Source organism: Mesorhizobium sp. B2-4-6 (assembly GCF_006442775.1).
Taxonomy (GTDB): domain Bacteria; phylum Pseudomonadota; class Alphaproteobacteria; order Rhizobiales; family Rhizobiaceae; genus Mesorhizobium.
The window spans coordinates 171,130-196,982 of sequence record NZ_VFVI01000001.1; the positions used below are offsets into that span (position 1 = coordinate 171,130).

Below are 25,853 nucleotides of genomic sequence, written 5' to 3' on the forward strand. Positions count from 1 at the left end.
CCGGCTGAAGGAGAGGTCCGTGAGCGCGCTCGAACCGACGACGCCTTCCGCCCCGCAACGGGCGGGCTGGGCATGGCGGCCGTTCGCGCTCACGCTGCCGGCGCTGGTGCTGCTGGCCGCGGTGATCGGCTATCCGCTGATCACCATCGTGCTGCGCAGCCTGTCGGAGCCGCAATGGGGCCTGCAGAACTATGCCTGGTTCTTCGGCGCACCCGTCAATCTGACGGTGCTCCAGCGCACCTTTACGATCTCGGCCTGGGTGACTGTGGTCTGCGTGCTCTGCGCTTACCCTTACGCCTATCTGATGACCGCCGTCGGGCCACGCGCGCGGCTCGTCCTTGTGCTCTGCGTCTTGATCCCGTTCTGGGTGAGCGGCGTGGTGCGCACGCTTTCCTGGGTGATCCTGCTGCAGGATTCCGGCGTCATCAACTCGCTGCTGCGATCGGCCGGTTTTGACGGCATCCGCCTGATCCGCACCCAGACGGGCGTGGTGATCGGCATGGCGCAGGTGCTGCTGCCGTTCATGATCCTGCCGCTCTATTCGGTGATGAAGGGGATCGATCTCAGGCTGGTGCAGGCGGCACGGAGTCTCGGAGCGCGACCGTCGCGCGCGTTCTTCACCGTCTACCTGCCGCTGTCGCTGCCAGGCGTCTATGCCGGCGCGATCATCGTCTTCATCCTGGCGCTGGGCTTCTACATCACGCCGGCGCTACTCGGCGGACCGCGCTCGACCATGCTGTCGACGCTGGTGCAGACGCAAGTGCTCAGCCTGCTGCAATGGGGACGCGGCGGCGCCATGGGCGTGGTGCTGCTGGTCGCGACCTTCGTACTGCTCGCGCTTGCGGCGCCGGTGATGCGGTCCAGGCACCGGGAAGCGGGACGACGCTGATGGAGATGAAGCCGCTCACGCGCGTCGTCCTCGGGCTTGTCTGCCTGCTGGTGGCGATATGGCTGGTGGCGCCGACACTGGTCGTGGTGCCGATGTCGTTCAACGAGAACAAGTCGCTCGCCTTTCCGCCGCAGGGCTTTTCCTGGCAGTGGTACCAGAATTTCGCCACCAACCCCGATTGGTCTTCCAGTTTCCTCAACTCGCTCAAGGTCGCCTCGCTGGTGGCTGTGTTGGCGACGGTGCTCGGCACCCTCGCCGCCTTCGGCCTCGACCGCATGAAAGCGCGACCGGCCAATCTCTTGCGCATGGTGATGCTGACGCCGATGGTCGTGCCGGGCGTGGTTCTGGCCATCGGCATCTATGCCGTCTATCTCGATGTGCAACTCGTGGGCACGCTGACGGGCTTCGTGCTTGCGCATACGATCCTGGCGCTGCCCTTCGTGCTGATCGCGGTTTCGGCCAATCTCGAAGTGTTCGACAAGCGGCTTGAGACCGCGGCGGCAAGCCTCGGCGCCGGCGCGCTGACCACGTTCCGCACGGTGACGCTGCCGCTGATCCTGCCCGGCATCCTGTCGGGCCTGCTGTTCGCCTTCGCCACGTCCTTCGACGAGATCGTGGTGTCGCTGTTCATCACCAACCCCTATCTCAAGACGTTGCCGGTGCAGATATTTTCCTCGATCACGCGCGATGCCGACCCGACGGTCGCGGCCGTCGGCACCATCCTGTTGTTCGCCACCACGATCCTGATCGGCGGCGGCATGCTCCTCCTTGGCCGCGAGCGGAAGGGACGCCTATGAACCCGAGAGCGGAAAATCGCGGCGCCGCGATCGATCTCGACACGGTCAGCAAGGCCTACGGCTCCTTCAAGGCGCTGGACGGTGTCTCGCTCAGGATCGAGCCAGGCGAGTTCATGACGCTGCTGGGGCCGAGCGGCTCGGGCAAGACGACGACGCTCAATGTCGTCGCCGGCTTCACCGACGTGACCAGCGGCAAGCTTCTGGTCGGAGGAAAGAGCGTCGTCGGCGTGCCGGCGCACAAGCGTAACATCGGCGTCGTCTTCCAGCACTACGCGCTGTTCCCGCACATGACGGTCGGCCGCAACGTCGCCTATCCGCTGACATTGCGCGGCATCAAGCAGGACGAGCGCAAGAAGCGGGTCGCGAGGGCGCTCGACATGGTCAAGATGGGCGACTTCGCGCATCGCTATCCGAGCGAATTGTCCGGCGGCCAGCAGCAGCGCGTCGCGCTTGCGCGCGCCATCGTCTTCGATCCGCCGCTGCTCCTGATGGACGAGCCGCTCGGCGCGCTCGACAAGAAACTGCGCGAATGGCTGCAGCTCGAGATCAAGCGCATCCATCGCGAGCTCGGCACCACCTTCGTCTATGTCACGCACGACCAGGAGGAAGCACTGGTGCTGTCGGACCGCATCGCCGTCTTCAATCGCGGGCGCATCGAGCAGGTCGGCACCGGCCGCCAGCTCTATGACGAGCCGACGACGCTGTTCGTTGGCCGTTTCATCGGCGATTCCACCGTGTTGCGCGGCGAGGCGAAAAGCGACGGCACCGGGACGGCTCTGAGCGTCGCCGGCGAGACGGTCGCCGCGCCGCGGCGGCTCGCCGGCGAAGCCAACCCGGTCATGTTGCTGCGGCCGGAGAAACTGGCCATCCGCCGGCCGGGACAGGACGCCGCCGGCAAGAACCGGCTGTCGGGAACGATCGCCGAGGCGATCTATCTCGGCTCGGGGTCGAAATACGAAGTGAAGCTCGGCGACGGCTCGACCGCGATCGTGCGTTCGCCGCTTGCCGGCGAGAGTTTTGGCCTCGGCGAGAAGGTCGAGCTGTGCTTCGACGGCGCCGATGCGAAACTCCTGCCCGACGACAGCACGGCCGACACCACGCTCACCTGATCATCTTTTGTTTTAACGCAATTCCGGACGGGAAACCGTTCCGCACTTTTCCTGGATTGCTTTGGCGGAAACCATCTCATGCAAGTCAAGCGCAATGGCGACATCTCGTTCTGGTATGCGGATCTGGGTCATATCCCCGCGCCGCGTCCGCCTTTGCCCGGCGACATCGAGGCCGATGTCGCGATCGTCGGCGCCGGCTATACCGGGCTTTGGACGGCCTACTATCTGAAGAAGGCGAAGCCTTCGCTGCGCATCGTGCTCGTCGAGCGGGAGTTTGCCGGCTTCGGCGCCTCGGGGCGCAATGGCGGCTGGCTGTCGGGCGGCTTCGGCTGGTCGCGCGAGAAGTATCTGAAGACCTCGACACGGCAAGGCGTCACCGCCATGCAGAAGGCGATGGCCGGCTGCGTCGACGAGGTGATCCGGGTGGCGACGGAAGAGGGCATCGACGCCGACATCCGTCGCGTCGACAATCTGACGGTCGCCACCAATCCGGCGCAGCTGGAGCGCGTGCGCGAGGAATTCGAGACGATACGCTCCTGGGATGCCGACCCCGAACGCATCGAACTGCTAGACCAGGCTGCGACCCGCGCGCGCATCAACATCCACAATGTACTCGGCGGCTTCGTCATCCACGGCCAGGCGCGGGTGCAGCCGGCCAAGCTGGTGCGCGGGCTGGCGGCGGCGGTCGAGCGTCTCGGTGTATCGATCTACGAAAAGACGACGGTGACGACGATCGCCAAGGGCGTTGTGACAACGGACCGGGGTGCGGTGCGGGCCGAAACCGTCATCCGCGCCACGGAAGGGTTCACGGCCGGCATCCCGGGAGAGGAGCGGACCTGGCTGGCGCTCAACAGCGCGCAGATCGTCACCGAGCCGCTGTCGGAAGAGCTCTGGCGCAAGATCGGATGGGAGGGGCACGAGCTGCTCGGCAATGCCGCGCATGCCTATTGCTATGCCCAGCGCACGCGCGAGGGGCGCATCACCATGGGCGGGCGCGGCGTGCCCTACCGCTACGGCTCGCGCACCGATGTCAACGGGCAGACGCAGCAGGCGACGATCGACCAGCTGCACGCGATCCTGACCACGCTGCTGCCGCAGACCGCCGGATGCCGCATCGATCATGCCTGGTGCGGCGTGCTCGGCGTGCCGCGCGACTGGTGCACGACGGTGGGCCTCGATCCCGCGACGCGCATCGGCTGGGCCGGCGGCTATGTCGGGCTCGGCGTGTCGAGTTCCAACCTGTCGGGGCGCACGCTGAGCGATCTCGTGCTCGGCGAGAGCACCGAACTCACGCGGCTGCCCTGGGTCAACCGCAAGGTGCGGCCATGGGAGCCGGAGCCGTTCCGTTGGCTGGGCGTCCATTCGATGTACCAGCTCTACCGCATCGCCGATAACCGCGAGGCCGCCGGGCTTTCGCATACCTCGAAGCTGGCCGCCCTGGCCGACAGCCTGACTGGCCACTAGGGCGGTTCGGCGTCCGCCCAATCGTTCGTTTTCGTGCAGTTCCGGACCGCTGGAATTGCCCTGATCCATGGAGACCAGCTTGATCGATCTTTCGACTTTCCACGACCTCGCCAAGGCCGACATCGGCGCTTTTTCTCCGAAGCCGACCTCTTTCGAAGGGGATCAGCTGGAGGCCGCGCGGTCGTTCTTCCAATCGCCGGACGGAACCATCGATATCGGCATCTGGGAATGCACGCCCGGGCGGTTCACCGCCGATCGCACGAACTCGTCGGAGATATGCCACATCATCTGCGGCCGCGCCGAGGTGAGCCGCGCCGATGGCGAGATGCGCGAGCTGGGGCCGGGCGACCTTCTCGTCCTGCCGCAGGGATGGAAGGGCGAGTGGCGCATCCACGAGACCACCCGCAAGCTCTACATGATCCAGAGCGCCGATTGATCCCTGACCCTTCGGCGCACGTCGTTTGCCGGAAGCGTGCTTCGAACGACGTGCCGTCAGTGATCGATCGGGCCTTTCGGCGAGACGAGCGTCGTGCCCGCGGTGGTCGGGCGCTCGATCATGCGGCGCACGCGCGGCGGGTTCTCGCCGCTGTGCAGCGCGCGGATGCGTTCGCCGACCACGGCGTCGGCATGGGTGGCGCGCCGGTTGTGGCGGATATACTCGACCCAGGTCGGCGTGTGGTAGTGCTCGATCCAGATGCCGGGATTCTCGAGGTCGCGGGCCAAGGTCCAGTTGCGGGCGCCGTCACGGCGGCGGATACGGCCGCGCTCGGCCATGGTCGCGAGGAATTCCGGCACGTCGTCTTCGCGAATGATGTACTCGATCATGATGGCGATGGGGCCGCTGCGTGGCTTGAGGTCGAGCGCCAGCATCGGTTCCTTGAAACGGTTGAGCGGATCGAGGTTGAGCACCGTCTGCCGCGGTAGCGGCAGGGCGAAGCCAATGGCGCCGCCAGCGAGCATCGCGACCGCCGCCGCGATCAGCGCGGTCTCGGCGCCATGCGCGTCGGCGACGACGCCCCAGATCCAGCTGCCCAGCGCGATGCCGCCGAAGGTCGCCGTCTGGTAGATCGACAGCACGCGGCCGACCACCCAGCGCGGCGTCGACATCTGCACCGTGACGTTGAAATGCGAGAGCGCGATCACCCAGCAGGCGCCGCCGATGAGCAGGCCCGCCGACGTCTGCAAGCCATTGTGGCTGACGGCGGCGTTGAGGGCGCATAGGGCGAAACCGCAAAAGGCCATGCGCACCATCGCCTCGCTGGACAGCAGCTGCCTGAGCCGCACGCTGATCAGCGCGCCGCCGACCGCGCCGATGCCGAAGGCGCCGAGCATGATGCCGTAGGTCAGCGCGTCGCCCTTGACGACGTCGCGCGCCACCAGGGGAAGAAGCGCCAGCACCGCGCCGGCGCTGAAGCCGAAGGCCAGACCGCGGACCAGCACCTTGGCGATGTTGGGCGACATGGCGACATAGCGCAGGCCGGCGCCCATCGCCGCGCCCAGCGATTCGCGCGGCAGGGTTTGCTCGGGCAGCGCCGGCTTCCAGCGGGCGAGCACGACGATCAGGCCGATATAGCTGACGGCGTTGGCGGCGAAGGCGGCCGCGGCGCCCGCGGCGGCGACGATCACGCCGCCGATGGCCGGCCCGACGCTACGGGTGATGTTGAAGCCCAGCGAGTTGAGTGCGACGGCCGCCGGCACCTTGGCGCGCGGCACCATGTCGCCGACCGAGGCCTGCCATGACGGGCTGTTCAGCGCCGTTCCGCTGTCGATCAGGAAGGTGAAGGCAAGCAGCGTCCAGGGCGTCATCCAGCCTTGCCAGGTGAACAAGGTCAGCAGCGCCGACACGACCAGCATGAAGGTTTGCGCCACCAGCATCACCTTGCGGCGGTTGAAGCTGTCGGCGATGGCGCCGGCAACCAGCGCGAACAGCATGATCGGCAAGGTGGTCGAGGCCTGGACCAGCGCCACCTGGTAGGGCGAGGTGGCGATCGTGGTCATCATCCAGGCGGCGCCCACGCCCTGGATCAGGCCGCCGAAATTCGATACCAGGCTGGCCGACCAGACGGCGCGGAAGATGCCGTGCCGGAACGGCGCCAGCGCGGAGACGCGTTCGCTTTCCGGCTCGTCGTCGATCATGGTTGCGCCTTCGTCTTCTGTAGAAGCTCGCCGCACCCGGAAGGGCCAGCGACTCGCCAAAGAGTGCGGCCCAACAATAGGAAGGCAAAGGCGAAAATGCGTCGGCGAAGCTTTAAACCAAGCATCAGGCCGGTCTGGACCAACTTTTGGCTATTTCGCGTTTCTCGCCTCGGCATGCAGGGCCTCGGTCAGGCCGCCTGTCGTCTCGCCATTCATGTAAAGCCTGAGCAGCATTTCCATGCCGACGAGACGCAGGCGCGACGTTTCCTGGCTTCTGGCCATGTCGATGAGGTCGTCCAATTCGGAAGCAGACCATTTCATCGCGTCGCGCAGCACACCGCCGCGCAGCAGGCCCTGCGCTCCGGCTGAAAAAGCGGCATCCATCTCGAAGCCGTTCTTCGCGGCGCGAATATTTTCGCGCGGCAGATGGTGCTCGGCGGCCTTCTTCAGAAGCCACTTGCCGGTTCCGTCGCGGTATTTCTGCCTGCGCGGCAGGTGAAGGGCGAAGTCGATCAGCCGGTTCTCGAGGAACGGCACCCTGAGCTCGACGGACGCCGCCATGCTCAACCGGTCGTGCCTGTGCAGCAGGTCCTGCAGATGCGAGTAGAGGTCGTAGAAGCAGCTTGCCAGAAAAGCGCGGTCGCTGGCCGGCGCGACGCCTTCCAGCCTGTCGAACAGCTTTGTCTGCAGGAAGTTCAGCTCGGGCGACAGGGCTCTGAGCGCCATGGTGCGGTCAGTCGGCGAGCCGCGACCGATCGAGTTGCGGAATGGGGCGCGGCGCAATTCGGCGAATTTGCGGTCCCGCCTGGCCTTCGAGCGGAACAGGCGCTGCAGCCAGGATTGGCGCCAGACCCTGATCGTCGATGCTTGCCATTTGTAGCCGCCGAAGAGCTCGTCGGAGCCCTCGCCGGTGAGCAGCACCTTGACGCCGTCGGCGCGACACCGCTCGGCAAGCGCCAGCAGCGCGGCGTGGCTGGCATGCCAGCCGTCGGTTTCAAGGTGCCAGACCGCGCGCGGCCAGAGCTCGAGGAACCGGTCCTTGTCAAAAGGCACCCGGCGCAGGCTGACGCCGGCATGGCGACCGGTGCGCTCGGCGTCCGGCGCTTCGCTGCGCCCGAGCTTCTGGTCGATGACGTAGCCGTGCATCTCCGGCCTGAAGCGCTTGGCAAGCGCGGTGATAAGCCCGGAATCGACGCCACCGCTACAAGCGGTTGCAAGGCTGGCATCGGCGATGCAATGCAGCTCGACACTTTCCTCGAGCAGCCTCTCGAGCGTCGCCATATGCTCGGCGTCGGACGTCCTGTCGCCGGCGATGCGCGTGGTATCGAGAACATCGAGGACGTGCCAGAAGCGGCGCTTGTCGATGCCGTCTCCGGTGATCCTCCAAAGGCCTGCCGGTGGGAGACGCTCGATACCGTCGAAAACGCTGTAGCTCGAATCTCGGCTCTGCCAGGCAAGCCGCAACGTCAGCTCGCGTGTGTCGATCCGGCGCGCAAAGTCGTGGCAGGCGAGGATCGCCTTGTCCTCGGAGGCGAACAGCACGCGGTCGCCGGTTTCGGCGACCGACATCGGCTTGATGCCCAGCCTGTCCCTGGCAAGCCACAAGGCGCCGTCGCGGGCATCGAAATAGGCGAAGGAGAACATGCCGTCGAACAGCGGCACCGCTTTTTGCGGACCCCAGTGATGCAGGGCCTGAAGCACCACCTCGGTGTCGGACACCGATTGGAACGTCAGGCCTTCCGCCTGCAGCGTCTTGCGCAGCGCGCGAAAATTATAGACCTCGCCATTGTAGCACAGCACGCCGTCGCCGGACGCGGTCAGCATCGGCTCGCGCGCGGCGGGCGATGGATCGATGATGGTCAGCCGGCGGTGGCCGAGCGCCAGCCGGGCGTTATTCCAGTTGCCGTGATCGTCGGGACCGCGATGCGCCAATGCCTGCATCATGCGCGCGACGTCGCGACGATCGCCGCTGCCGATCGGATCGCGCTTTCGCCAGACGCCGGCTATTCCGCACATGGCCCGCCGGCCGTTCTTGCCTGATGCATCACTTCCTGAATCGCCTGAGACGTCGGCCGACGCCGTCGCGCCTACAATCTAGCTGCAAGAAACGCCGCCGCAAGCGATCTCGCGGCCTGCGAACAGGCCGCCAGACACTTGCTGAGGCTTCGCGTCAGAAGCCGTGCTCGATGCGCTCGAAGATGACGTTGGTGAAGGCCGAGATCTGGCTGCCGATGAACGGGCCGGTCAGCGCCACCACGAGCATGATGGCGACGATCTTCGGCACGAAGGTGAGCGTGATTTCCTGGATCTGGGTCAGCGCCTGGATGAGCGCGATGCCGATGCCGACCACCATCGCCACCAGCACCACGGGGGCGGAAGCGACGAGAACCGTCCACACCGCGTACTGGACGATATCGAGGGCGTCGGCCTCGTTCATGGGCTGACCCTATGCGAATCCGGCTAAAGTTTTTTTGATTTTAAGCATGTCGTTGTCCCGAAACCGGCCCCACTTTCGGGAGACCTGCTTAGGCGGCCGGCTTGATCGACACGCCCGCGCCGACCGGGACTTGGGTGCCGTCCTGCAGCACGGCGACAAGGCCGCTGCTGGAGAGCGTCACCGAAGCCACCGTGCCGGTGGTCTTGCCGTCGGCCGAGGTGATCGAGCGGCCGATCAGCGCGTCGGCCTGCGACAAGGCCGAGGACTGCATGATCTGGTCGAGCTTGGTGTTGGTCTGCACCGACTGCTCGACCTGGGAGAAGGTGGCGAGCTGAGCGACATATTGCGTGGAATCCATCGGCTTGGTCGGATCCTGGTTCTTCATCTCGGCGATCAGGAGCTTCAGGAACGACTGGTAATCCACCGCTGTCTTCGAGGTCTGCTGGCTGGCCTGGTTGGCGCCAACCGGGATCGTTGTCGTCATGTCGACGGCCATCTTATGCTCCTACAGCCAGTGCGCGCGGCATTTCGGGAATGTCGTCATTGTCCTCGAGCACCCTGCGCTCGAGCGGATAGAGGGCGCGGATCGCTTTCAGCGCCTCATAGATCTCGTCCTCGCCGACCATGCGGTCGATCTGCTTCAGGCCCTTGCAGATGTCCTGGTTCTCGAAGCTCGCGATCAGCATCGGCAGCGAGCGGCGGAACATGTCGCGCGCCTCCGCGGCGCCCGCCGGGTTGATCAGCATGATCTGCACGATGAAGTAAAGCTGCCTGAGCGGCGTCGCGGCCTGGTCGGCCTGGATGACATGGCTTTCGAGCAGGAACTGCACGTCGTTCATCAGCTCGATGGTGACCTTGCGATCGACGCGGATGACCGCGCCGTTGATATAGATCTTCTCGTTGGGCTTCAGCGAGATTTTCAGCGTGTTGGTCATTGGATGCCGTCTCGGATGATCTGGGAGACCTCGATCAATCCTTCGAAATTGTTGGTACGGCCCTGGCGGATGTCTTCCGTCTCGCGCAGCAGCCACAGGCCGATGGAGATCAGGTTGGCGCGCAACTCCTTGGGCAGGGCGTTGTCGCTGGAGCCGAGATCCTCGACGAAGGCGGTCCAGACGCGGTTGGTGAAATGCAGCGCCTCGACCGCTTCCATCGACTCGGTGCCGACGGCTGCCGCGGCGGCCAGCATGTCGATCGAACGGGTGAGCAATTGCCGCTCCCGGTCCTTGGCGTCGGCGACGGAGTCGGTCTGGATGTCGGCGTAGGAGAATTGATACATCGTCGGCGCTCTGGCGTTCCGGTTTATGTTCAAGTCAGATAGTTCAGCAGGCTGAGCTGCTGCAGACGCGCGGTCAAGGCGAAGGAGGTCTCGATATGCTGCGTCAGATCGGCGACGCGGGTGGCGGCTTCGGCCGGATCGACGCCTTCGAGATCGACGATATGCTTCTCGAAGAGGTCGACCTGGGTCTTCATGCGGTCGCTGGCGTCGGACACGCGCTGCTGGGCAACGCCTGTCTCGGCCCGTATCTGAGTAATGCCGCCGATCGCTTCGCCGACCAGCGTCTGGGCACGGCTGACGACGGCGTTCTGGGCGGCCTCGCTGATGCTGCCGGTAAGCAGGCTGCTGACCATGGCGGATGCCATGGCGAGCTTGCGGATACCCTGTTCGTTGGCGCTGACCGAGGTCTGGGTGGTTTCGTTGAGCGAGATGCGGCTGGTGATCTGATCGTCGGTGGCGCTCGACCAGTTGGCCTGCCAGCCGGCGCCCAGGAATTGCGGCTCGACCTGCGTGGTGATGAAGTCGTCCATCTGCGCGGCTGTGATGTTGGCCGCCGCCGGGTCTGTCTGGGTGAAGCCGAAATAGCTCGAAAAGGCGGCATCGAAGGCGGCCTTGGCCGGTGAGCCGACGGCGTTGAAATCGTCGATCGGCTTGACGTCGGTGTTGGTGCCGGCAAACAGATATTCGCCGTTGACGCTGGTGTTCAGGATACCCGTCATCTGCTGCAGCGCCGAGGCGCTGGCAGTCTGCAGGATGCTGGTCGAGGAGTCGCCCGACACGCCGCTGGTCAGGGCCGACAGGAAGCTCTGCGCGGCATCGGAAATCTGGCCGAGCGAATCCTGGGTCGATGTCAGGCGGGCCGAGACGAGCGCGTTGGAATCGACGATGCCGTTCAGCCGGTCGAGATCGCGCTGGAAGGTGACGGCCTGGGTCGTCCGGCTGCCAAGCGCCAGGCCGACATCGGCGACGGTGCCGGTCTGCGATTCCTTGGTCGCCTTGACGAGGTCGGCCTGCATCTTCGCCTGCTGGTAACGCAGGGCGTTGGAGATGGCAGCTGAGGAAACGCCTGTCGCTTTCATGGATTATCCTACCGCGGCCATCAGGGAGTCCAGCATGTCGCTGACCGTCTTCATCATATGCGCCGAGGCCTGATAGGTGTGCTCGAGGTCGAGGAGCAGGGACATCTCCTGGTCGACATTGACCCCGGTGTCGTTGGACAGCGCCTCGGCCGTGCGCGCGGCCAGCGCCTGCTTGCTGTCGGCATTGGTCGAGGCCTGCTGGCGCACGCCTTCGAACCAGCCGATGGCATTGGCCGCGTAGTCGGAGACGCTCGAGCTGACGGTGATGCCGGCCGAGCTGTCGAAGGCCATCGGCTGATCGAGCTTGTTGCCGTAGCTGATCAGCAGGTCCGAATAGGATGCGCCGCCGGTGTTGACGACATAGGCCGCGCCATTGGCGCCACCGTCGCGCAACAGCGCGGGATTGCCGCCGGCGCTCGGATCAAAGGCGGCGTTGACGCTGATCGTGCCGGCGAGGCCATCGATCAAGGTGCCGGCGGCCGGAATTGCCTGGGCGCCCGACCATGTGAACAGGCCCGCGGCATTGGGCTGCGACGACGAGGTTTCGGCAAATGCAGTGACAAGACCACGCGCGATCTCGTCGAGCTGGCTCTGCATGGTCGAAGCGACGCCGTCGCGCAGCTTCAAGAGGCCCGCAATCTTGCCGTCGGCGGTGGTGTCCCCGGTGCCCGCCGAGACCGGCACGTTGTCGATATAGATGGTGTTGCCGGGCGTGCCGGCCGTATAACCGGCCGACGGCGTGAAGGTCACAGAGCGCGGCACGGTCTCGAACAGCGTCGTGCCGTCCTTGGTGGTGATGACCATGTCGTTGTCGCCGCGGGTGAAGGTCGAGACCGGAACGTATTCCGATATCTTCTTCAGGATCGCGTCGCGCTGATCGAGCGCGTCGGACACGTCGGTGCCGGAGCGAGTGCCCGAGATGACCGCCTTGTTGGCGTCCTGGAACTGGCTGAGCAGCGAGTTGAGATCGTTGACGGCGGTGGAGATCTGGCTGTCGGCCTGGGTGCGGAAGTCCTGGATCGCCTTGGTGCCGCTGTTGAGAGAGTTCACCACCTGCTTGGCGGCGTCGATGACGCTGGTGCCGAGGTTCTGGTTCGATGGCGTCGTGGCGTAAAGCTGCAGGGACTGCTGCAGGTTGGCGATTGCCGTCGAGGGGGACGATGCGTTGTCGACCCCGTTGACCGACAGATCGAGCTGATCCATGCCGTTGTAAAGCGCGCTCTGGCCGCTCCATGCCGACAGCGCCGAAAGGTTCTGGCGGAACAGGAGATCATTCGCGGCGCGTTGGATTTCCACCGCCCGGGCGCCGGGCGCCGTGCTGGTCACCACGGCGATGCGGCGTGTGTAGTCCGGGTTCGACGCGTCGGCCACATTGCGCGATACGACGCTGGTCTGCTTGGACGTGGCCAGAAGCGCCGATTGGGCAATGCTTAGTGCGGAGGAAAGCGACATGCTGATCTTTCACGGGCGGCGCCCGTCGTTTATCTCTTCAGGTTGACGAGGACGTCCATCAGGTCCGAGCCGGTCTGGAAGACCTTGGAATTGGCGGTGTAGCTGCGCTGCGCCGCAATCATGTTGGTCAGTTCCTCGGCGATATCGACGTTGGAGTTTTCAAGCGCCCCGGAGACGATGGAGCCGAGCTTGCCTTCATTGGCAAAGCCGATGTGGACAGCGCCGGAGTCGGTGCTCTGCACATAGACGTTGCCGGGCATTGCGGTGAGGTTGTCGGGGCTCTGAACGTCGGCCAGCGGGATCTTGTAAAGCGCTTTGGTCGAGCCGTCCTCGAACTGCGCGTAGATAATGCCGTCCTGGCCGATCTGGACCTTCTGGATGGAGCTCGGCGCGTTGCCGTTGACCTTGGCGTCGGCAACGGTGAAGCCCGTGCCGAGCTGCGTCAGCTGGGAGAGATCGAGGTCCAGCGTCGAGCCGCCCGGTACCGTGAACGAGACGCTGTCCGTCGCGCCGGTAAGCTTGCCTGTCGTGGTGTCGAAGGTGAGGTTGGCCGATCCCAGCGCGCCGCCCGTATAGGGGAAAGAGGTGCCCGCGGTCGCCTTCGACTGGTCGAAGACCGAGACCTGCCAGGTGCCGGCGCCGGTGTTGGTGAAGTAGACGTCGAGCAGCTTCTTGTTGCCGAGATTGTCATAGGCAACCAGCGAGGTTTTCGACGTGTATTCGGCGGTCGCGCTATTGCTGGACGGCAACGGGCCAGAGGGCGGCGTCGCGCCCGCCGGCAGATTGCCGGAGAACAGGCCCTCGGTGCTCGGCGTCGCTGTCATCTGCTGGTCGGAGATCTGCACCGGCACGAGGCCTTCGAAGCCGTTGGCGGTCGCGGCCGGGTCCCCATTGGCGTAGCTGTAGGCCATGAGCTGGTAACCCGCGGCATTGACCAACCGGCCTTGCGCGTCCGGAACGAAGGAGCCGGCGCGGGTGAGATAGGGCGTGCCGCCGGCATCCTGGACGACGAAGAAGCCGTCGCCGTTGACGGCAAGGTCGGACACCGAGGTGGTGTAGGTCATGACGCCTTGTGTGCCGACGGCCGAGCGGATCGTGGTGGTCACGCCACCGGAATTATAGGCGCCCCCGGTGCCGGGCATGATCAGTGTCGAGAACTCGGCCGAAGAGCGCTTGTAGCCCGTGGTGTCCGAGTTGGCGATGTTGTCGGCCACCGCGGAGAGGCGATTGGCCTGCGCGTTCATACCGGAAACGCCGGTCCGCATCATTCCGTAGAGGCTCATCGATACATCTCCGCAGTGCCTGGGTAGGAGGCGATAAAATTATGCCTCGTGTCTTGCGCGAGGCTGGTGCGGGATGTGCCTTGGGCGGCCATCAAAACACCAGCCGGTAGCCGAGGAACCTCTTGGAATCGATCGGGTCGTGGCCGAGCTTCTCACGCAGCTTCTTGCGCAGCTTCGAGATGTGACTCTCCACCACGTTCTCCTCGACCTCTTCGTCGAAGATGCCGTAGATGGCGTTGAAGACCTGGGTCTTGGTCACCCGCCGGCCGCGGTTGCTGGCCAGATATTCCAGGATGCGCCGCTCGCGCCGCGGCAGCGGCAGCGGCTCGCCGTTGATCTCCGGATCGCGGCCGTCCATGAAGATGCGCATCGACCCGACTTCGGTATAGGCGGCCTCTTCGGAGCCGCGGCGGCGAATGGCGGTGATGCGGGCGAGAATCTCACGGATGTGCACCGGCTTGCGGACGACGTCGTCGACGCCGCTTTCGAACAGCCGCAGTGTGTGTTCGAGCGAGTGATGTTCGCTGAGCGCGATCACCGGCGCGCCGGTGCGGTCGCGGATCTGGCGTGGCGATATCGCACCTTCGCGGCAGTCGCCGATGAGAAAGGCCCTGACCGATCTGAGATCGGTGTCGGCGGCGGAACTCACCCACTCGCCGAATTCGCCTGGTGCGAAGCCGGCAGTGGCCACCCCCTCGCGATCGAAAAGTGAAGAGTAGCCCTCTGTCACGAGCTCTCGCTCGTCAACGATCACGATCATCGGCCCGCCCTCCGAATCATTTCACTTGCCCCGTGCGGAAAGGGGTACCCGGCTCGACGAATCCTGAAAAACCATCATTTCTTGTAGCTATTTTCTTGGGAGTTTTTTTGGGAGCCGTAATAAAGCGGCTGCGCGGGTGTATTCGCGCCAACTGTTGGCGCACGAATATTGGCGCCGGCGGATAGGCTGGCGAAGGTCGGCTGGATCCGGAATTTGACAACTATTGATTGCAGAAAGTGCTGGCATTCGGCGTCCATTTGCCGAAGCCGGTGGCGACCATGTTGGCGATGACGCGGCAGACATAGACCTTCTGTGCCGGGTCGTTGTCGGGACCGGCATGGTAGCGAGCGACGGCCATCGACCAGGTCATATGCCGGGCATGCAGGCTCGCCAGGAAGCGCGCCGCGTAGTCGACATTCTGATGCGGGTCGAGCATGTCCTCGACGCTGCGGAAATGATCGCCGTGATAGCGATGGTTGATCTGCATGCAGCCGAGATCGATCAGCGTCTTGCCCTCGCGACGCGCGTCCTCGAATGCGGCGAGCGCTTCGCCGCGACCGCGAGGGAAGACAGCTTTTCCTTCTATATTCAAAGCATTAGGTTGAAGGCTGCCCTTCTTTCCGGTCTCGGTCAGGCCGACGGCGTAGAGGATCCCGGCAGGCACACCGTAGCGATCGGCGGCGCGCAGGATCTCCGGCTCGCAGGGATTGGCGGCGGCGCCGGCCGTGCCGGCAGCGAAACTAGATATACATATCGTCGTCAGCGCGCTCGCCAAGAGACGAAGCGGCACGACCGAATTCCTGTGCGCCATTGCCATCGTTCCTTCCCGGTTGCCGGCCGCCGCCCGCGCCGTTGCCGCCCGAGTTCCCGGGCTGGAACGAAGGCTGATCGCGGCCTGTCGACATCGGCATGGCGCTGGTTGCGTCGGTGCGGCTGGCCGCATGCGCTGCTATCGAAGGTTGCAGGATGGTAACCTTGTCGACGTCGAAGCCGAGGCTGCGCATGGACTTGACGATGGCGTCGCTGTCGGCGGTGAGACGGCGATATGCCTCGTGTGTCTCTGGCTTCATCTCAATCGAAAGTTGCTCCCCCGAGAGCCGCAGGCTGGCGATGACCGATCCGAGCTCCGAAGGGTGGAGCTCGATCTTCAGAACATGTGTCGGAACGGCAACAGAATTGGTCGTCTGCAAGCCTGCCGAGGCGCTTGCGAAGGCCTGCTGGACGCCATTGTCGGAGGCAAGCGTTTCAACCAGCGCCGATGCCGTCTGGCCGATCGGGTTTTGCGCCGGCGCCGGGAAGCTCTGCTGGCTGACGACTTCCATGCGTGTGGCGGAAGAAGACGGCTTGGCCGGTGTCTGCTGCGTGGTCGATTGCGATAGCTGCGAGGCCTTGGAGGCGGAAGCCGGCCGCCAGCCTTGCGGCGGTACCGGGTTGTCGGCCTGCGGTTCATTCCCTTGCTTCGGCAAGATCCTGGTATCGCCGCGGCCCGGCATGTCGAGAGCCATGTCCGCCTTCACCGGCTTTTGCCCGAAGTCGGGCCCGGACGCTACAGCCGCCGTCGAACGAGCGGATCGCGACTGCGGCTCGGCGGAATCGTCGACCGCCGCGCGCTTGCCTGGGCGCAGCCGCGTTTCCAACGATGCTCCCTCGCTCGCGGCCTCTTCACCGTCGGCGGAACCCTTGCCGCCCGTGCCCGACGATTGCGCGAAATGTTTCATGTCGCTCAGCGCCATCAGCAACGGCAGGCGATCCTGCAGCGGCGCGGACTCGTCGGTTTGCACCGCGGAATCTTTGTCCGCCGTCAGCTTCGCCTGATCGTCCTGGGCGGTGGTCTTCCCGGACTTTCCCGTGGCTGCTTTCTGCGCCCCGGTTTTCCCCTGCGGATGCTGGTCCGGCTCCTGCTTGCCGGTATTGGCCGGCGAGCGCCTTGCCGGATGCGCGTCTGGTATCACCGGTCCGGTCGCGTGCTTGTCCTGTGGCCGATCGGTCTTCTCGGGCCCATGCACAAGGTCACCAAAATTCTGATCCTTGTCCTCGCCGCCGGTCGAGTGCTGCCGGGGCTGGGTCGAAGCAAAGCCCGGCAGGGTCTGGTTGACGCTGGTCATTTGGGGGCTGCTCCGAGTAACTGGTCGATCTGGTCTAGCTGACGGCGCGTGCTGGTCACCGCCGCATCGATTGGGTCTTGCGCATCGGGCGTCGCCGGCGCCGATGCCTGCACCACCGGCGCGGCGTCAATCGGTGCCGGAGTGGACGCCGGCGTTTCGGCCGATGCTTGCGCCGGTTGCGGGACAGCGGGCGGCGAGGGCGTGTCTTTCGCCTGATCGCTTGCAGCGACCGGCGGATCGCTCGCCGCGACCGCTGGCTGGTCGGGCATCGCTCCTTCCACCGGCGGCAAGTCCGCATTGGCCGGATCGGCCGAGGCCTCCGTCGCTGATTTCGCCTCGTCACTTTTCACAACGGTTGCCGGCTTAGGTCCGGCATTGGCGGCCGCTTTCACCGGCGCCATCACTTCGCCCGCGACAGCTTGCGCGGCGTCGAGCAGGTCGCGGTCGCTTTGCGAAAGCTTGCCGCGGTCGATCTTGCCCAACTTGGCGCGTGCTTCATCGACATTGGCCGATGTCATGGTGGAGAGGCTCGAATAGAGCTGGGTGCGCGGGTCGTCCCGGTTGCCGTTGCCGTTGCGGCCCAGTTCGGCCTTGGCCGAGGCGAAAGCCGAGAGCTCCGTGATCCCGTCGATCGCGGCACGGCGCGCGATGCGCAGGTAGATCACTTTCTCACGCTCGGGATCCATCATCGAGGTGATGTCGGCTATCTTGTCCTGGCTGATCGCCATGTGCAGCGTGATGACGCCGGAAACAAAGGCATCGGCGAACTGGCTGGCGTAGGGCGAATAAAGAAAGGACGCGACATACTGGGTCGAAGCCAGCGCGAAACGGGCGGCGTCGCCCTGCGCGGCCGCGATGCCCACGGAGCGGCGAAGCGCAGCCTCCTCGACCAGCGTGCCGGGGCTGAGCAGGCGCGCTTCGTCGAGCAGCGCAAGCGCTGCCGACGGGTCGTCGGTCGCAAGCAGCGAGCCCTTGACCAGCGCCAGGAAGGCGCCGAGATCGGCGGGCACGCCCATCGGATCGATCGGCTTCAGCATTTCGATCGCCTCGGCCGGCTGGCCGCTCAGATAGGCGACGACGCCTTTGGCGATGGCCAGGCTTTGCGGGTCGGTTACCGCGCGCGAAGCCGCCGCCGCGACCGTCACCGGATTGCCGCCGCTCATCCCATAGACGAGCAGAGCGCGGAAGTTCTTCGGCTCCTTGAAATCCTCGGCGTTCGCGCCGCGCATCCGGGCGTCGATCATTTCGAGGAGTTTTGCCTGCATCGGCAGCGCGGCGTGATCGCCGCCGGCAATGCGATCCTGGACCAGCTGCAGCGAACGCACCAGTTGATAGGGCTGCAGCGCATCCTGCGCGAAAGCCGGCGGTGACGACCCCGCGGCGAACAGCAGCAGCGCTATCGCGCCGCCGATGACGGTCCTGGCCCTCATCCGCCGGCCGCCATCAGGATTTCGATGCGCCGGTTCGCGGCAGCCATCGGATCGGAGGCGATCTTGGGCTGTCGGTCGGCGAAGCCCGCGACCTCGGTGATGCGGCTTTCGTCGACGCCGCCGCGCACCAGCATATAGTAGGCCGAATGGGCGCGCGCGGTGGACAGCCGCCAGTTGTCGTAAGTGTCGCTGCGGAACGGCCGCGCATCGGTGTGGCCGCTGATTGTGATGGTGCCCTTCTTCTCGTTGATGATGTGGCCGATCTTTTCCATCGCCCGCACCAGCTCGCGGCGCGGCATGGCCGAGCCGATCTCGAACATGCCGAAGTCGAGCTGGTCGGTGATCGAAATGACGACACCCTTGTCGGTGGCCTCGACCGAGACACCGTCGGCGAGCTTTTCGCCCGGCAGGAATGCCTTGGCGAGTTCCTTCTTCATATCCGCCGCTTCCTGAAGAGCGGCTTTGCTCGGCGCCTTGTCACCTTTGTCGGCGGCCTGCTCGGATTCGGTCTTTTCCGCCTTGGCCGCTTCAGCCTTGGTGTCGGTGTCCGCAATCTCGCGCTTGTCGGCGTCGGCTTTCTCGCTCTTCTTCCCTTCGCTCGACGGCTTTCCGGCCCTGCCTTGCGCGGCTTTCTGTATGCCCTTGGCGTCGGTGCCTTCCGGGGCGGCCAGCGGTTCCATCGGCGCAGCGGTCAGCGGAGGGGCGGCCGGAACGGCCTTCACCTTCGGCACCGCGGCGGCGGCGACCTTGTCGCCGGGCTTGACCGGATCGCCATCGAACTTGGCGCGCTCGGCGGTTGCCTCGGCGTCAGGCACCGCCACCTGCTGCGACCAGAAATCCGGCGCGAATGGATCGCGATAGGATTCGCCGCCGGAGGCGCCGGTTGCCGGACCGGCCGTCTGGGCGCCGCCTTCACCCTTGGCGCTGACGTTCTGCATCACGCCCGTATCGGCGGCGATCTCCGCCAGCACGGCATAGGGATCGGCGAACAGCTTCTCATCGGAGAGCTGGGCATCCTGCGCCCCGTCCTTCGTCTGCCGGCGCTCGGAGGAACCGGCGCCGCCCTTGCCGTTATCGCCCGCCTTGGTCGCGCCCTGCTGCGGGTTATCCGCGGTCAGCCCGACCTTGCTGGGGCCGTCGCCGAGGTCCTCCAGGCCCTTGCGGCTGGAATTGCGGTCGATCAGCTCGACCGGATTGAAATAGCTGGCGACGGCTGCCTTGGTCTGCTCGTTGGCGGCGTTGATCAGCCACATGACGAGGAAGAAGCACATCATCGCCGTCATGAAGTCGGCGAAGGCGATCTTCCACACGCCACCATGGTGAGCGTCGTCATGGCCGTCGTGATTGCGCTTGACGATGATGATCTCGTGCCGGGGGTCGGCATGGTCCACGGCGCTCATGACAGGACCTCCGACAAGGACGCCGACCATTCGGCGATACGCGTCTCGAACACTGTTTCGTCGATGGTGACGGTCAGGTCGAAGCCCGGAGCCTCGGTGAAGTCGAGATTGGCGGCGCGCGATCCGAGCGCCGCCCGCAGCGGCTCGAACAGCGAGAGCGGCCCCCGGACGCCGATGCGCACGGCCTCGCTGTCGGCGACCGCTGCACCGATGGCGCGGGAAAGGGCGGCGAGCGAGCGCTGTTGCAGGTCGTCGCTGAGAAGGCCGCCGACGATGCGCGCGACGGTCGCGCCGGCAAGCTCGGCAACGCGCTGCTCCATGGCTTCGATGCGCGTGGCGACGGCGGCGCCGAGATCGCCGCCGAAGCTTTCAAGGAATGTTTTCGCCGCATCGTCGCTGGCCTGACGCTCGGCGTCGAGCGCAGCCTGATGGGAGAGTGCAAGGCGTGCCTCGAGCGCCGCCTCCGCATCGGCAACCGCCTCGGCGATCAGCGCGCCGATATCGGCCTGCGGCGCCGGCGCGGCGGCAGGCATATGCTCGGCGGCGCGTGCGGACGGCGGCTGGCTGGCACGCGGGGTCCGCGAACCAAAATCGGGCAGGAGGTCGAAGAGCGCCGAGGCCATGGCCTAACCCACGGCCTCTGGGGCGGCTGCCCATTTGCGCAGGATCTGCGCGGTGCGCTCCTCGTTGAGGTCGACCATGCGGGCAAGCCGCTCCTGCGGCGCCGGCCGGATTTTCTGGCGCAGGTCATCGAGCGGCGTCGCGCCGGCGCGCGTACCGGCCGGGGTCTCGGCGGTGATCGCGGCGACCGGCGCATCGGGCGTCGGCAAGGAACGCTGCACGTCGTCGAAGCTCGGGCCGGCAATGGCCGCAGGCTTCGCCGACGCCGTCAGCGCGGCGGCCATCGGCTTCAGGCCGAAGAACGCCACCAGGAAAACGACGACGATGAAGGCGCCGGCATTGATCAGGGTGCCTGTATAGGTACCGATCGAGGCGAGGATGCCGGGCTGATCGATCGGCTCACCGTCGAGGCCGTTGATGAACTCGACCGCCGAAACGTCGATGACGTCGCCGCGCTTGTCGTCGAAGCCGGTCGCCGAGGCCACCATCTTCTGGATATCGGCGACGCGCTTGGCGATCTGCTCCGGGGTAGCGTCCTTGCCGAGGATGGTCTTCAGGCGATCCTGGTTGACGACGACCGCGATCGACATCTTGTTGACCGTGTAGCCGTTGGAGACAGTGGCGATCTTCTTCGAGTTGATCTCGTAGTTGGTGATCTCTTCCTTGCGGTCGTTCTGCGAGGTGGATTGCGGTCCCTCGGTGCTGGTGGTCTGCGTCTCGGGCAGGTTCTGCTCGACGCTGGTCGGGGTCGAGGCCTGTTTCTGGTTGCTGGCCTCGTTGGTCTTCACCGACTGCACCGAACGCTCGACGCGCGAGTTCGGATCGAAGATCGTTTCCTCGGTCTGGCGCGTGTCGGTGTTGACGTCGGCCTTGACGCTGGCGCGGAAATTGTCCGGACCGAGATAAGGGGTGAGCGCGCGGCGGATGTTGTCGCCGATCTGCGCCTCGACCGTCTGCTCGACGCCGAGCGTGCGCGCCGCACTCGTGTTGGACGGATCGTCGCCGGCGGCCAAAAGGTTGCCGTTGGAATCGAGCACCGTGACCTTGTCGGCCGAGAGGCCGGGAACAGCCGCGGCGACGAGGTGGCGGATCGACATGGCACTCTTCTCGGCATCGTTGCCGGCATAGCGGATGACCACCGAGGCGGAGGGCTGCTGCTCGTCGCGACGGAAATTGGCGCGCTCGGACATGACGATGTGGACGCGCGCCGCCTTGACGCCGGAGATCGACTGGATGGTGCGCGCGATCTCGCCTTCCAGCGCGCGCACGCGGGTGATCTGCTGCATGAAGGAGGTGAGACCGAGCGAGCCGACATTGTCGAACAGCTCGTAGCCGGCGTTGGCGCTGGTCGGCAGGCCTTTCTCGGCAAGCAGCATGCGCGCCTGCGCGGTGGTGCCGGCCGGCACCAGCACGGAGGTCCCGTCGGAGCCGACATCGAAACCGATGCCGGCATCGGCCAGCACCAGGCCGATCTGGTTGACGTCGGAACGCTCGAGGCCGACATAGAGCGTTTCATAGGCCGGACGGTTAAGATAGACGGACGCGATGCCGATGACGGCCATGACCAGGGCCGCGATGCCGCCCATGAGCGCCAGGCGCCTGACGCCGAAGCTCTTCAAATTCGCGATGATGCTCTGGATCTGTTCCGGCACGTTTCAACCGCTCCCAGCATGACTGTCCGCCGGAAGACTAGACCGCGAAGCTTGTGCGAGGATGATAGGCGTGCCGCCGAAGAGCCCGCAAAGCGTCGAACCGGCGTCTTATCAAGCAACGAAAAAGGCCGCGCCTCAGGCGCGGCCTTTTTCTGGTGGGAATAATCCCGCGGCTTAGCCGTTCTTGAACAGCTGCAGGATCGACTGCGAGGAGCTGTTGGCGATCGACAGGGACTGGATGCCGAGCTGCTGCTGAACCTGCAGGGCCTGGAGGCGAGTCGATTCCTTGTTCATGTCGGCATCGACGAGCTGGCCGACGCCGCGATCGATGGAGTCCATCAGGCTCTGCGTGAAGGTCTTCTGCAGGTCGATCGAGCTCTTGGCGGCGCCGAGCACGGTGGCGGCGTCAGTAAGCTGACTCATGACGTTGTCGATCTTGGTGACCATCTGCGTGATGATGTCGTCGGTCACGCCCGCTGCCGTGATGTCGAGATTGAAGGCGGAGACGTTGTCGATCTTGACGGGCGTGCCCGTCACAGCGCCCTGGCCCGCGGTGTTGGCGGCGATGTCGGTGGCGCCGCCGGCGATCGAGGCCGCATAGGCGGCGTCATATGCCGACTGGTCCGCGGCGGTGGAATAGATCGAAGTCTGGCGATCGAGGATGCCCTGGTTCTTGACGGCGGTGGAGAGGCCGGAATCGAACAGCTTGGTGCTCTCGATATCGATGTCGATGGTGCCGAGAGAGATGGCGCCGGACGAGGAGCGATTGAACGAAGAGACGATCTTGGCGTCAGGCTGGACGCCGTCATTGGCGGCCGCGACCTGCGTCGACGTCACCGAAAGATAATTAGAGCCCGAGAAGGTGGCGGCGTCGGCGAAGGATTTCATCTGCGCCTGCAGCGTGGTGATTTCGGTCTGCGTCTTGGCCTTGTTGGCACCCGACTGGCCGACGGCAGACAAAAGCTTGGTCTTGATCTGGCCGATCGTCGAAAGGACGTTGTTCATGCCGGTATAGGCGGTGTCGACCTTCGAGGCGCCAAGGCCGAGCGCGTCCTGCACGGTCGACAGCGCCGAGTTGTCGGAGCGCATGGTGGTGGCGATCGACCAGTAGGCGGCGTTATCGGAGGCCTCGGAGACCCGGTAGCCGGTCGAGATCCGGGCCTGCGTCTGCTCGAGCGATTTGTTGGTGGCGTTGAGGCTTTGAAGTGCAGTCAACGCCGCAGCGTTCGTCATGATGCTCGCCAAGAAACTCGCTCCTTCTCAAAAGCCGGCATGCCACACAGGCCGGGTCTCGACCTGCCCATCGGTTGCGGTCGTGCCGGTCGGGCCGACTCGACAACCTGTCGTAAGTCGTTGGTTAACCATATCTAGCGCGATATGGTTAATGGCCTGTTAAAAGTAGGCTTTCGAGAAGTTAAGAAACGAGGGTTGCGCGGGCCTTGAGCAAACGAAAATCGGGCCGCGCTTTTGGCGCGGCCCGATGCTTTAGCCTGGTCAGTATAGAGCGATCAGCCGCGGAAGAGCGACAGGATCGACTGCGACGAACCGTTGGCGATCGACAGCGCCTGGACGCCGAGCTGCTGCTGGACCTGCAGCGCCTGGAGGCGGGTCGATTCCTTGTTCATGTCGGCATCGACAAGCTGGCCGACGCCGCGGTCGATGGAGTCCATCAGGCTCGAGGTGAAGGTCTTCTGCAGGTCGATCGAGCTCTTGGCGGCGCCGAGCTTGGTGGCGGCGTTCGTCATGTCTTTGAGCGCAGCGTCGACAACCTTCATCATATCCGCGATCTGGGTATCGCTGGCAGCGGTGGTGCCGGAGAAGATCTTCATGGTGGCGACCGAATAGGTGTCGCCCGCCGCCGATGCCGCACCCAGGGTCGGGTTTTGCACGGTGGTGGTGACAGCGCCGGACGCGCCGACGCGGTCGGCGTCGAGAATACCCTTCGACACACCCGCCGCAGTGCCAGCCTCGTAGAGCTTGATGCTTTCCACGTTGACATCGATCGTCGAGATCGAAACCGAGCCGCTGGCGTCGCGGTTGAAGGCCGAAACGATCTTGACGTCGGCTGCGCTGGTGGCGGTGGCGCCGCTGTTGACCGACAGCATGTTGGTGCCGGAGAAGGTGGCGCCGTCGGCATAGGCCTTCAACTGGTTCTGAAGAGCGGCGATTTCGACCTGCGTCTTTTCCTTCGAAGCATCGGTCTGGCCGTAGGAAGCGGTCAGCTTCTGCTGGATCTGGTTGATGGTCGAGATCGCGCTGTCCATGCCGGTGTAGGCGGTGTCGACCTTCGAGGCGCCGAGGCCGAGAGCGTCCGAGACGGTGGACATGGCCTGGTTGTCGGAGCGCATCGTGGTGGCGATCGACCAGTAAGCGGCGTTGTCGGAAGCCTGCGAGACGCGATAACCCGTCGAGATGCGGGACTGGGTGGTGTCGAGGTTCTTCTGGGTGGCGTTCAAGCTCTGCAGAGCGGTCAACGCCGAGGCGTTGGTCATGATACTGGCCATGGTACACGTACCTTGTTTTTACACGGATTTTTTTGACATACCGGCATGTCCGGTATGACGGTGCGGCATCATGCCAATGATCTGTGAACCCGATCACCCGCCATCTGCAGGCGACTATGGCGGCAAGTTGCTACCAAAGAGCTAAATCGGACGGTTAATCGAAAATATATTGCGTAAAATTCGAGTGGAACGGCGCCGTTTCGGCACCCGCGCCGGGTGCGTCAGGTGAAGGATCGCACCAGGCTGCCGACCAGAAGGTTCCAGCCATCGATCAGCACGAAGAACAGGATCTTGAACGGCAGCGATACCACCGTTGGCGGCAGCATCATCATGCCCATGGCCATGGTCACGGTGGCGACGATGAGGTCGATGACGAGGAAGGGCAGGACGATGAGGAAGCCGATCTCGAAGCCGCGCCGGATCTCCGAGATCATGAAGGCCGGCACCAGGATGCGCAGGTCGACGCTCTCGCGCGAGACGGTTTGGCCGCGTTCGCGGGCGAGGTCGGCGAAGAGATCGAAGTCCTTGTCGCGCACATTGTGCAGCATGAAGTCGCGGAACGGGCCGGAAATCTTCTCGAACGCCTCGGCCTGCGTGATCCGGTTGTCCATCAGCGGCTTGACGCCGGTGTTCCAGGCCTGGTCGAAGGTCGGCGCCATGACATAGAAAGTCATGAACAACGAGAGCGAGATCAGGATCAGGTTGGCCGGCGTCGATTGCAGGCCGATGCCGGCGCGCAGGATCGAGAAGGCGATGACGAAGCGGGTGAAGCTCGTCACCATGATCAAGAGGCCCGGCGCCACCGAAAGCACGGTGAGCAGGCCGAACATCTGAATCAGATAGCCGACGGTCGTACCGTCGGCCTTGCCGATGCCGCCAAGATCGAGCTGCTGGGCCGCGGCGACGGAAGTGGTGACGACGATGAGCGCGGTGGCTATGAGGAACTTTCTCATTCGAGCAGCATCGTCCTGACGAGAACCTGTTTGACGTGGCCGCCGCTGCGCAGCGCCGCGCGCTCCTCGAGATCGGCCTTGAGATGCTGGTAGCCGCTGGCGCCTTCGATCTGGTGCAGCTTGAGCGTGCGCACATAGGCGAGCAGGTCCTGGTGGATCTGCTCGGCCATTTCCGTCGGCTGGGGAGCATCGTAGAGCAGCGACGCCTCCAGCCGGATCCAGACGTCCGACGGCGAGGCGAGATTGGTGGTGATCGGCGCCAGTTGAACCAGCGCCGGCCCGGCGGCCGCCTTGCCGCCTTCGGCGGGTTTCTCCGCGGTGCCGGCGTTTTCCGGCGCCGCGGGCACCGGTGCCGGCGTTTCGCCTTGCTTGAGATAGCCGCCCGAAAGCCAGCCCATGCCGACCGCCGCGCCCGTTATGACCAACAGCATGGCGAGCTGGATCGCCAGGGAAGGTCCCTTCTTGGGCTGGACCTGTTCGATGTTCGCCACGGCAGCGCTTCC

General features: G+C 65.0%; 25 protein-coding genes. 5 read left to right on the plus strand and 20 right to left on the minus strand.

What is annotated here, in order from left to right; translation table 11 throughout:
* Positions 1–19 precede the first annotated feature (19 nt).
* From FJ957_RS00810 to FJ957_RS00830, 5 genes are all read left to right on the plus strand, one after another.
* Positions 20–889 (plus strand): ABC transporter permease, encoded by an 870-nt coding sequence (locus tag FJ957_RS00810; RefSeq protein WP_140642177.1) that lies wholly within the window; start codon positions 20–22, stop codon positions 887–889.
* Positions 889–1,686, plus strand: coding sequence for an ABC transporter permease (locus FJ957_RS00815; RefSeq protein WP_140827463.1), 798 nt, complete (start codon positions 889–891; stop codon positions 1,684–1,686). Before FJ957_RS00810 ends, FJ957_RS00815 begins: the two co-directional genes overlap by 1 nt.
* Entirely contained in the window at positions 1,683–2,795 is a 1,113-nt protein-coding gene (locus FJ957_RS00820) for an ABC transporter ATP-binding protein (protein ID WP_140827466.1), read from the plus strand. The genes FJ957_RS00815 and FJ957_RS00820 overlap by 4 nt, the downstream gene beginning before the upstream one ends.
* A 78-nt stretch (positions 2,796–2,873) precedes the next feature.
* Entirely contained in the window at positions 2,874–4,259 is a 1,386-nt protein-coding gene (locus FJ957_RS00825; protein WP_140827468.1) for an FAD-binding oxidoreductase, read from the plus strand.
* A 67-nt stretch (positions 4,260–4,326) separates the two neighbouring features.
* Positions 4,327–4,695, plus strand: coding sequence for a cupin domain-containing protein (locus tag FJ957_RS00830; protein ID WP_140706994.1), 369 nt, complete (start codon positions 4,327–4,329; stop codon positions 4,693–4,695).
* Positions 4,696–4,751: 56 nt separating this feature from the next.
* Here the strand turns inward: FJ957_RS00830 and FJ957_RS00835 are convergent, their stop codons facing one another.
* The 20 genes from FJ957_RS00835 to FJ957_RS00930 all read right to left on the minus strand — a co-directional run bounded on the left by FJ957_RS00835 (position 4,752) and on the right by FJ957_RS00930 (position 25,841).
* Complete coding sequence (locus tag FJ957_RS00835) at positions 4,752–6,395, minus strand: MFS transporter (protein WP_140827470.1); 1,644 nt, start codon at positions 6,393–6,395, stop codon at positions 4,752–4,754.
* Positions 6,396–6,545: 150 nt separating this feature from the next.
* Positions 6,546–8,411 (minus strand): asparagine synthase (glutamine-hydrolyzing), encoded by a 1,866-nt coding sequence (asnB, locus tag FJ957_RS00840; RefSeq protein ID WP_140827472.1) that lies wholly within the window; start codon positions 8,409–8,411, stop codon positions 6,546–6,548.
* A gap of 154 nt (positions 8,412–8,565) precedes the next feature.
* Entirely contained in the window at positions 8,566–8,832 is a 267-nt protein-coding gene (gene fliQ / locus FJ957_RS00845; RefSeq protein ID WP_140827474.1) for a flagellar biosynthesis protein FliQ, read from the minus strand.
* Between the two features lie 88 nt (positions 8,833–8,920).
* A complete protein-coding gene (gene flgD, locus FJ957_RS00850; protein WP_140827476.1) occupies positions 8,921–9,328 on the minus strand; it encodes a flagellar hook assembly protein FlgD in 408 nt (135 codons plus the stop codon).
* 1 nt (position 9,329) lies between these two features.
* Complete coding sequence (gene flbT, locus FJ957_RS00855; protein WP_140827478.1) at positions 9,330–9,767, minus strand: flagellar biosynthesis repressor FlbT; 438 nt, start codon at positions 9,765–9,767, stop codon at positions 9,330–9,332.
* A complete protein-coding gene (gene flaF / locus FJ957_RS00860) occupies positions 9,764–10,111 on the minus strand; it encodes a flagellar biosynthesis regulator FlaF (protein ID WP_140827479.1) in 348 nt (115 codons plus the stop codon). Before flaF ends, flbT begins: the two co-directional genes overlap by 4 nt.
* Positions 10,112–10,140: 29 nt before the next feature.
* Positions 10,141–11,190, minus strand: a complete 1,050-nt coding sequence (locus FJ957_RS00865; RefSeq protein WP_140827481.1) for a flagellar hook-associated family protein — start codon at positions 11,188–11,190, stop codon at positions 10,141–10,143.
* Positions 11,191–11,193: 3 nt separating this feature from the next.
* A complete protein-coding gene (gene flgK / locus FJ957_RS00870; RefSeq protein WP_140827483.1) occupies positions 11,194–12,642 on the minus strand; it encodes a flagellar hook-associated protein FlgK in 1,449 nt (482 codons plus the stop codon).
* Positions 12,643–12,671: 29 nt separating this feature from the next.
* Positions 12,672–13,925 (minus strand): flagellar hook protein FlgE, encoded by a 1,254-nt coding sequence (locus FJ957_RS00875; protein ID WP_140673812.1) that lies wholly within the window; start codon positions 13,923–13,925, stop codon positions 12,672–12,674.
* A gap of 91 nt (positions 13,926–14,016) precedes the next feature.
* Entirely contained in the window at positions 14,017–14,685 is a 669-nt protein-coding gene (locus FJ957_RS00880) for a response regulator transcription factor (RefSeq protein WP_140673814.1), read from the minus strand.
* Between the two features lie 220 nt (positions 14,686–14,905).
* Entirely contained in the window at positions 14,906–15,496 is a 591-nt protein-coding gene (locus FJ957_RS00885) for a lytic transglycosylase domain-containing protein (protein ID WP_181180459.1), read from the minus strand.
* A complete protein-coding gene (locus FJ957_RS00890) occupies positions 15,426–16,790 on the minus strand; it encodes a flagellar hook-length control protein FliK (protein ID WP_140827485.1) in 1,365 nt (454 codons plus the stop codon). The genes FJ957_RS00885 and FJ957_RS00890 overlap by 71 nt, the downstream gene beginning before the upstream one ends.
* Positions 16,787–18,220 carry a chemotaxis protein MotC gene (locus FJ957_RS00895; RefSeq protein ID WP_140827486.1) on the minus strand — a complete coding sequence of 478 codons (1,434 nt, stop codon included), beginning with the start codon at positions 18,218–18,220 and terminating at the stop codon, positions 16,787–16,789. The genes FJ957_RS00890 and FJ957_RS00895 overlap by 4 nt, the downstream gene beginning before the upstream one ends.
* Positions 18,217–19,620, minus strand: coding sequence for a MotB family protein (locus FJ957_RS00900; RefSeq protein WP_140827488.1), 1,404 nt, complete (start codon positions 19,618–19,620; stop codon positions 18,217–18,219). The genes FJ957_RS00895 and FJ957_RS00900 overlap by 4 nt, the downstream gene beginning before the upstream one ends.
* Entirely contained in the window at positions 19,617–20,243 is a 627-nt protein-coding gene (locus FJ957_RS00905) for a hypothetical protein (protein ID WP_140827489.1), read from the minus strand. Before FJ957_RS00905 ends, FJ957_RS00900 begins: the two co-directional genes overlap by 4 nt.
* Before the next feature lie 3 nt (positions 20,244–20,246).
* The gene (gene fliF, locus FJ957_RS00910; protein ID WP_140827491.1) at positions 20,247–21,893 is read right to left on the minus strand and encodes a flagellar basal-body MS-ring/collar protein FliF; all 1,647 of its coding nucleotides are present in this window, start codon (positions 21,891–21,893) and stop codon (positions 20,247–20,249) included.
* 174 nt (positions 21,894–22,067) lie between these two features.
* Positions 22,068–23,138 carry a flagellin gene (locus FJ957_RS00915; RefSeq protein ID WP_140827493.1) on the minus strand — a complete coding sequence of 357 codons (1,071 nt, stop codon included), beginning with the start codon at positions 23,136–23,138 and terminating at the stop codon, positions 22,068–22,070.
* A gap of 263 nt (positions 23,139–23,401) precedes the next feature.
* Positions 23,402–24,397, minus strand: a complete 996-nt coding sequence (locus tag FJ957_RS00920; protein WP_140827494.1) for a flagellin — start codon at positions 24,395–24,397, stop codon at positions 23,402–23,404.
* 221 nt (positions 24,398–24,618) lie between these two features.
* Positions 24,619–25,350: a flagellar type III secretion system pore protein FliP gene (gene fliP, locus FJ957_RS00925; RefSeq protein WP_140827496.1), complete on the minus strand. Its 732-nt coding sequence runs from the start codon at positions 25,348–25,350 to the stop codon at positions 24,619–24,621.
* The gene (locus FJ957_RS00930) at positions 25,347–25,841 is read right to left on the minus strand and encodes a flagellar basal body-associated FliL family protein (RefSeq protein ID WP_140827498.1); all 495 of its coding nucleotides are present in this window, start codon (positions 25,839–25,841) and stop codon (positions 25,347–25,349) included. Before FJ957_RS00930 ends, fliP begins: the two co-directional genes overlap by 4 nt.
* Positions 25,842–25,853 lie beyond the last annotated feature (12 nt).

What these genes read in the sequence shown, in the direction of transcription:
- FJ957_RS00815 (WP_140827463.1), top strand. Translation starts at nt 889, where the DNA reads ATGGAGATGAAGCCGCTCACGCGCGTCGTCCTCGGGCTTGTCTGCCTG.
- FJ957_RS00820 (WP_140827466.1), top strand. Translation starts at nt 1,683, where the DNA reads ATGAACCCGAGAGCGGAAAATCGCGGCGCCGCGATCGATCTCGACACG.
- FJ957_RS00825 (WP_140827468.1), top strand. Translation starts at nt 2,874, where the DNA reads ATGCAAGTCAAGCGCAATGGCGACATCTCGTTCTGGTATGCGGATCTG.
- FJ957_RS00830 (WP_140706994.1), top strand. Translation starts at nt 4,327, where the DNA reads ATGGAGACCAGCTTGATCGATCTTTCGACTTTCCACGACCTCGCCAAG.
- FJ957_RS00835 (WP_140827470.1), bottom strand. Translation starts at nt 6,395, where the DNA reads ATGATCGACGACGAGCCGGAAAGCGAACGCGTCTCCGCGCTGGCGCCG.
- asnB (WP_140827472.1), bottom strand. Translation starts at nt 8,411, where the DNA reads ATGTGCGGAATAGCCGGCGTCTGGCGAAAGCGCGATCCGATCGGCAGC.
- fliQ (WP_140827474.1), bottom strand. Translation starts at nt 8,832, where the DNA reads ATGAACGAGGCCGACGCCCTCGATATCGTCCAGTACGCGGTGTGGACG.
- flgD (WP_140827476.1), bottom strand. Translation starts at nt 9,328, where the DNA reads ATGGCCGTCGACATGACGACAACGATCCCGGTTGGCGCCAACCAGGCC.
- flbT (WP_140827478.1), bottom strand. Translation starts at nt 9,767, where the DNA reads ATGACCAACACGCTGAAAATCTCGCTGAAGCCCAACGAGAAGATCTAT.
- flaF (WP_140827479.1), bottom strand. Translation starts at nt 10,111, where the DNA reads ATGTATCAATTCTCCTACGCCGACATCCAGACCGACTCCGTCGCCGAC.
- FJ957_RS00865 (WP_140827481.1), bottom strand. Translation starts at nt 11,190, where the DNA reads ATGAAAGCGACAGGCGTTTCCTCAGCTGCCATCTCCAACGCCCTGCGT.
- flgK (WP_140827483.1), bottom strand. Translation starts at nt 12,642, where the DNA reads ATGTCGCTTTCCTCCGCACTAAGCATTGCCCAATCGGCGCTTCTGGCC.
- FJ957_RS00875 (WP_140673812.1), bottom strand. Translation starts at nt 13,925, where the DNA reads ATGAGCCTCTACGGAATGATGCGGACCGGCGTTTCCGGTATGAACGCG.
- FJ957_RS00880 (WP_140673814.1), bottom strand. Translation starts at nt 14,685, where the DNA reads ATGATCGTGATCGTTGACGAGCGAGAGCTCGTGACAGAGGGCTACTCT.
- FJ957_RS00885 (WP_181180459.1), bottom strand. Translation starts at nt 15,496, where the DNA reads ATGGCGCACAGGAATTCGGTCGTGCCGCTTCGTCTCTTGGCGAGCGCG.
- FJ957_RS00890 (WP_140827485.1), bottom strand. Translation starts at nt 16,790, where the DNA reads ATGACCAGCGTCAACCAGACCCTGCCGGGCTTTGCTTCGACCCAGCCC.
- FJ957_RS00895 (WP_140827486.1), bottom strand. Translation starts at nt 18,220, where the DNA reads ATGAGGGCCAGGACCGTCATCGGCGGCGCGATAGCGCTGCTGCTGTTC.
- FJ957_RS00900 (WP_140827488.1), bottom strand. Translation starts at nt 19,620, where the DNA reads ATGAGCGCCGTGGACCATGCCGACCCCCGGCACGAGATCATCATCGTC.
- FJ957_RS00905 (WP_140827489.1), bottom strand. Translation starts at nt 20,243, where the DNA reads ATGGCCTCGGCGCTCTTCGACCTCCTGCCCGATTTTGGTTCGCGGACC.
- FJ957_RS00920 (WP_140827494.1), bottom strand. Translation starts at nt 24,397, where the DNA reads ATGGCCAGTATCATGACCAACGCCTCGGCGTTGACCGCTCTGCAGAGC.
- fliP (WP_140827496.1), bottom strand. Translation starts at nt 25,350, where the DNA reads ATGAGAAAGTTCCTCATAGCCACCGCGCTCATCGTCGTCACCACTTCC.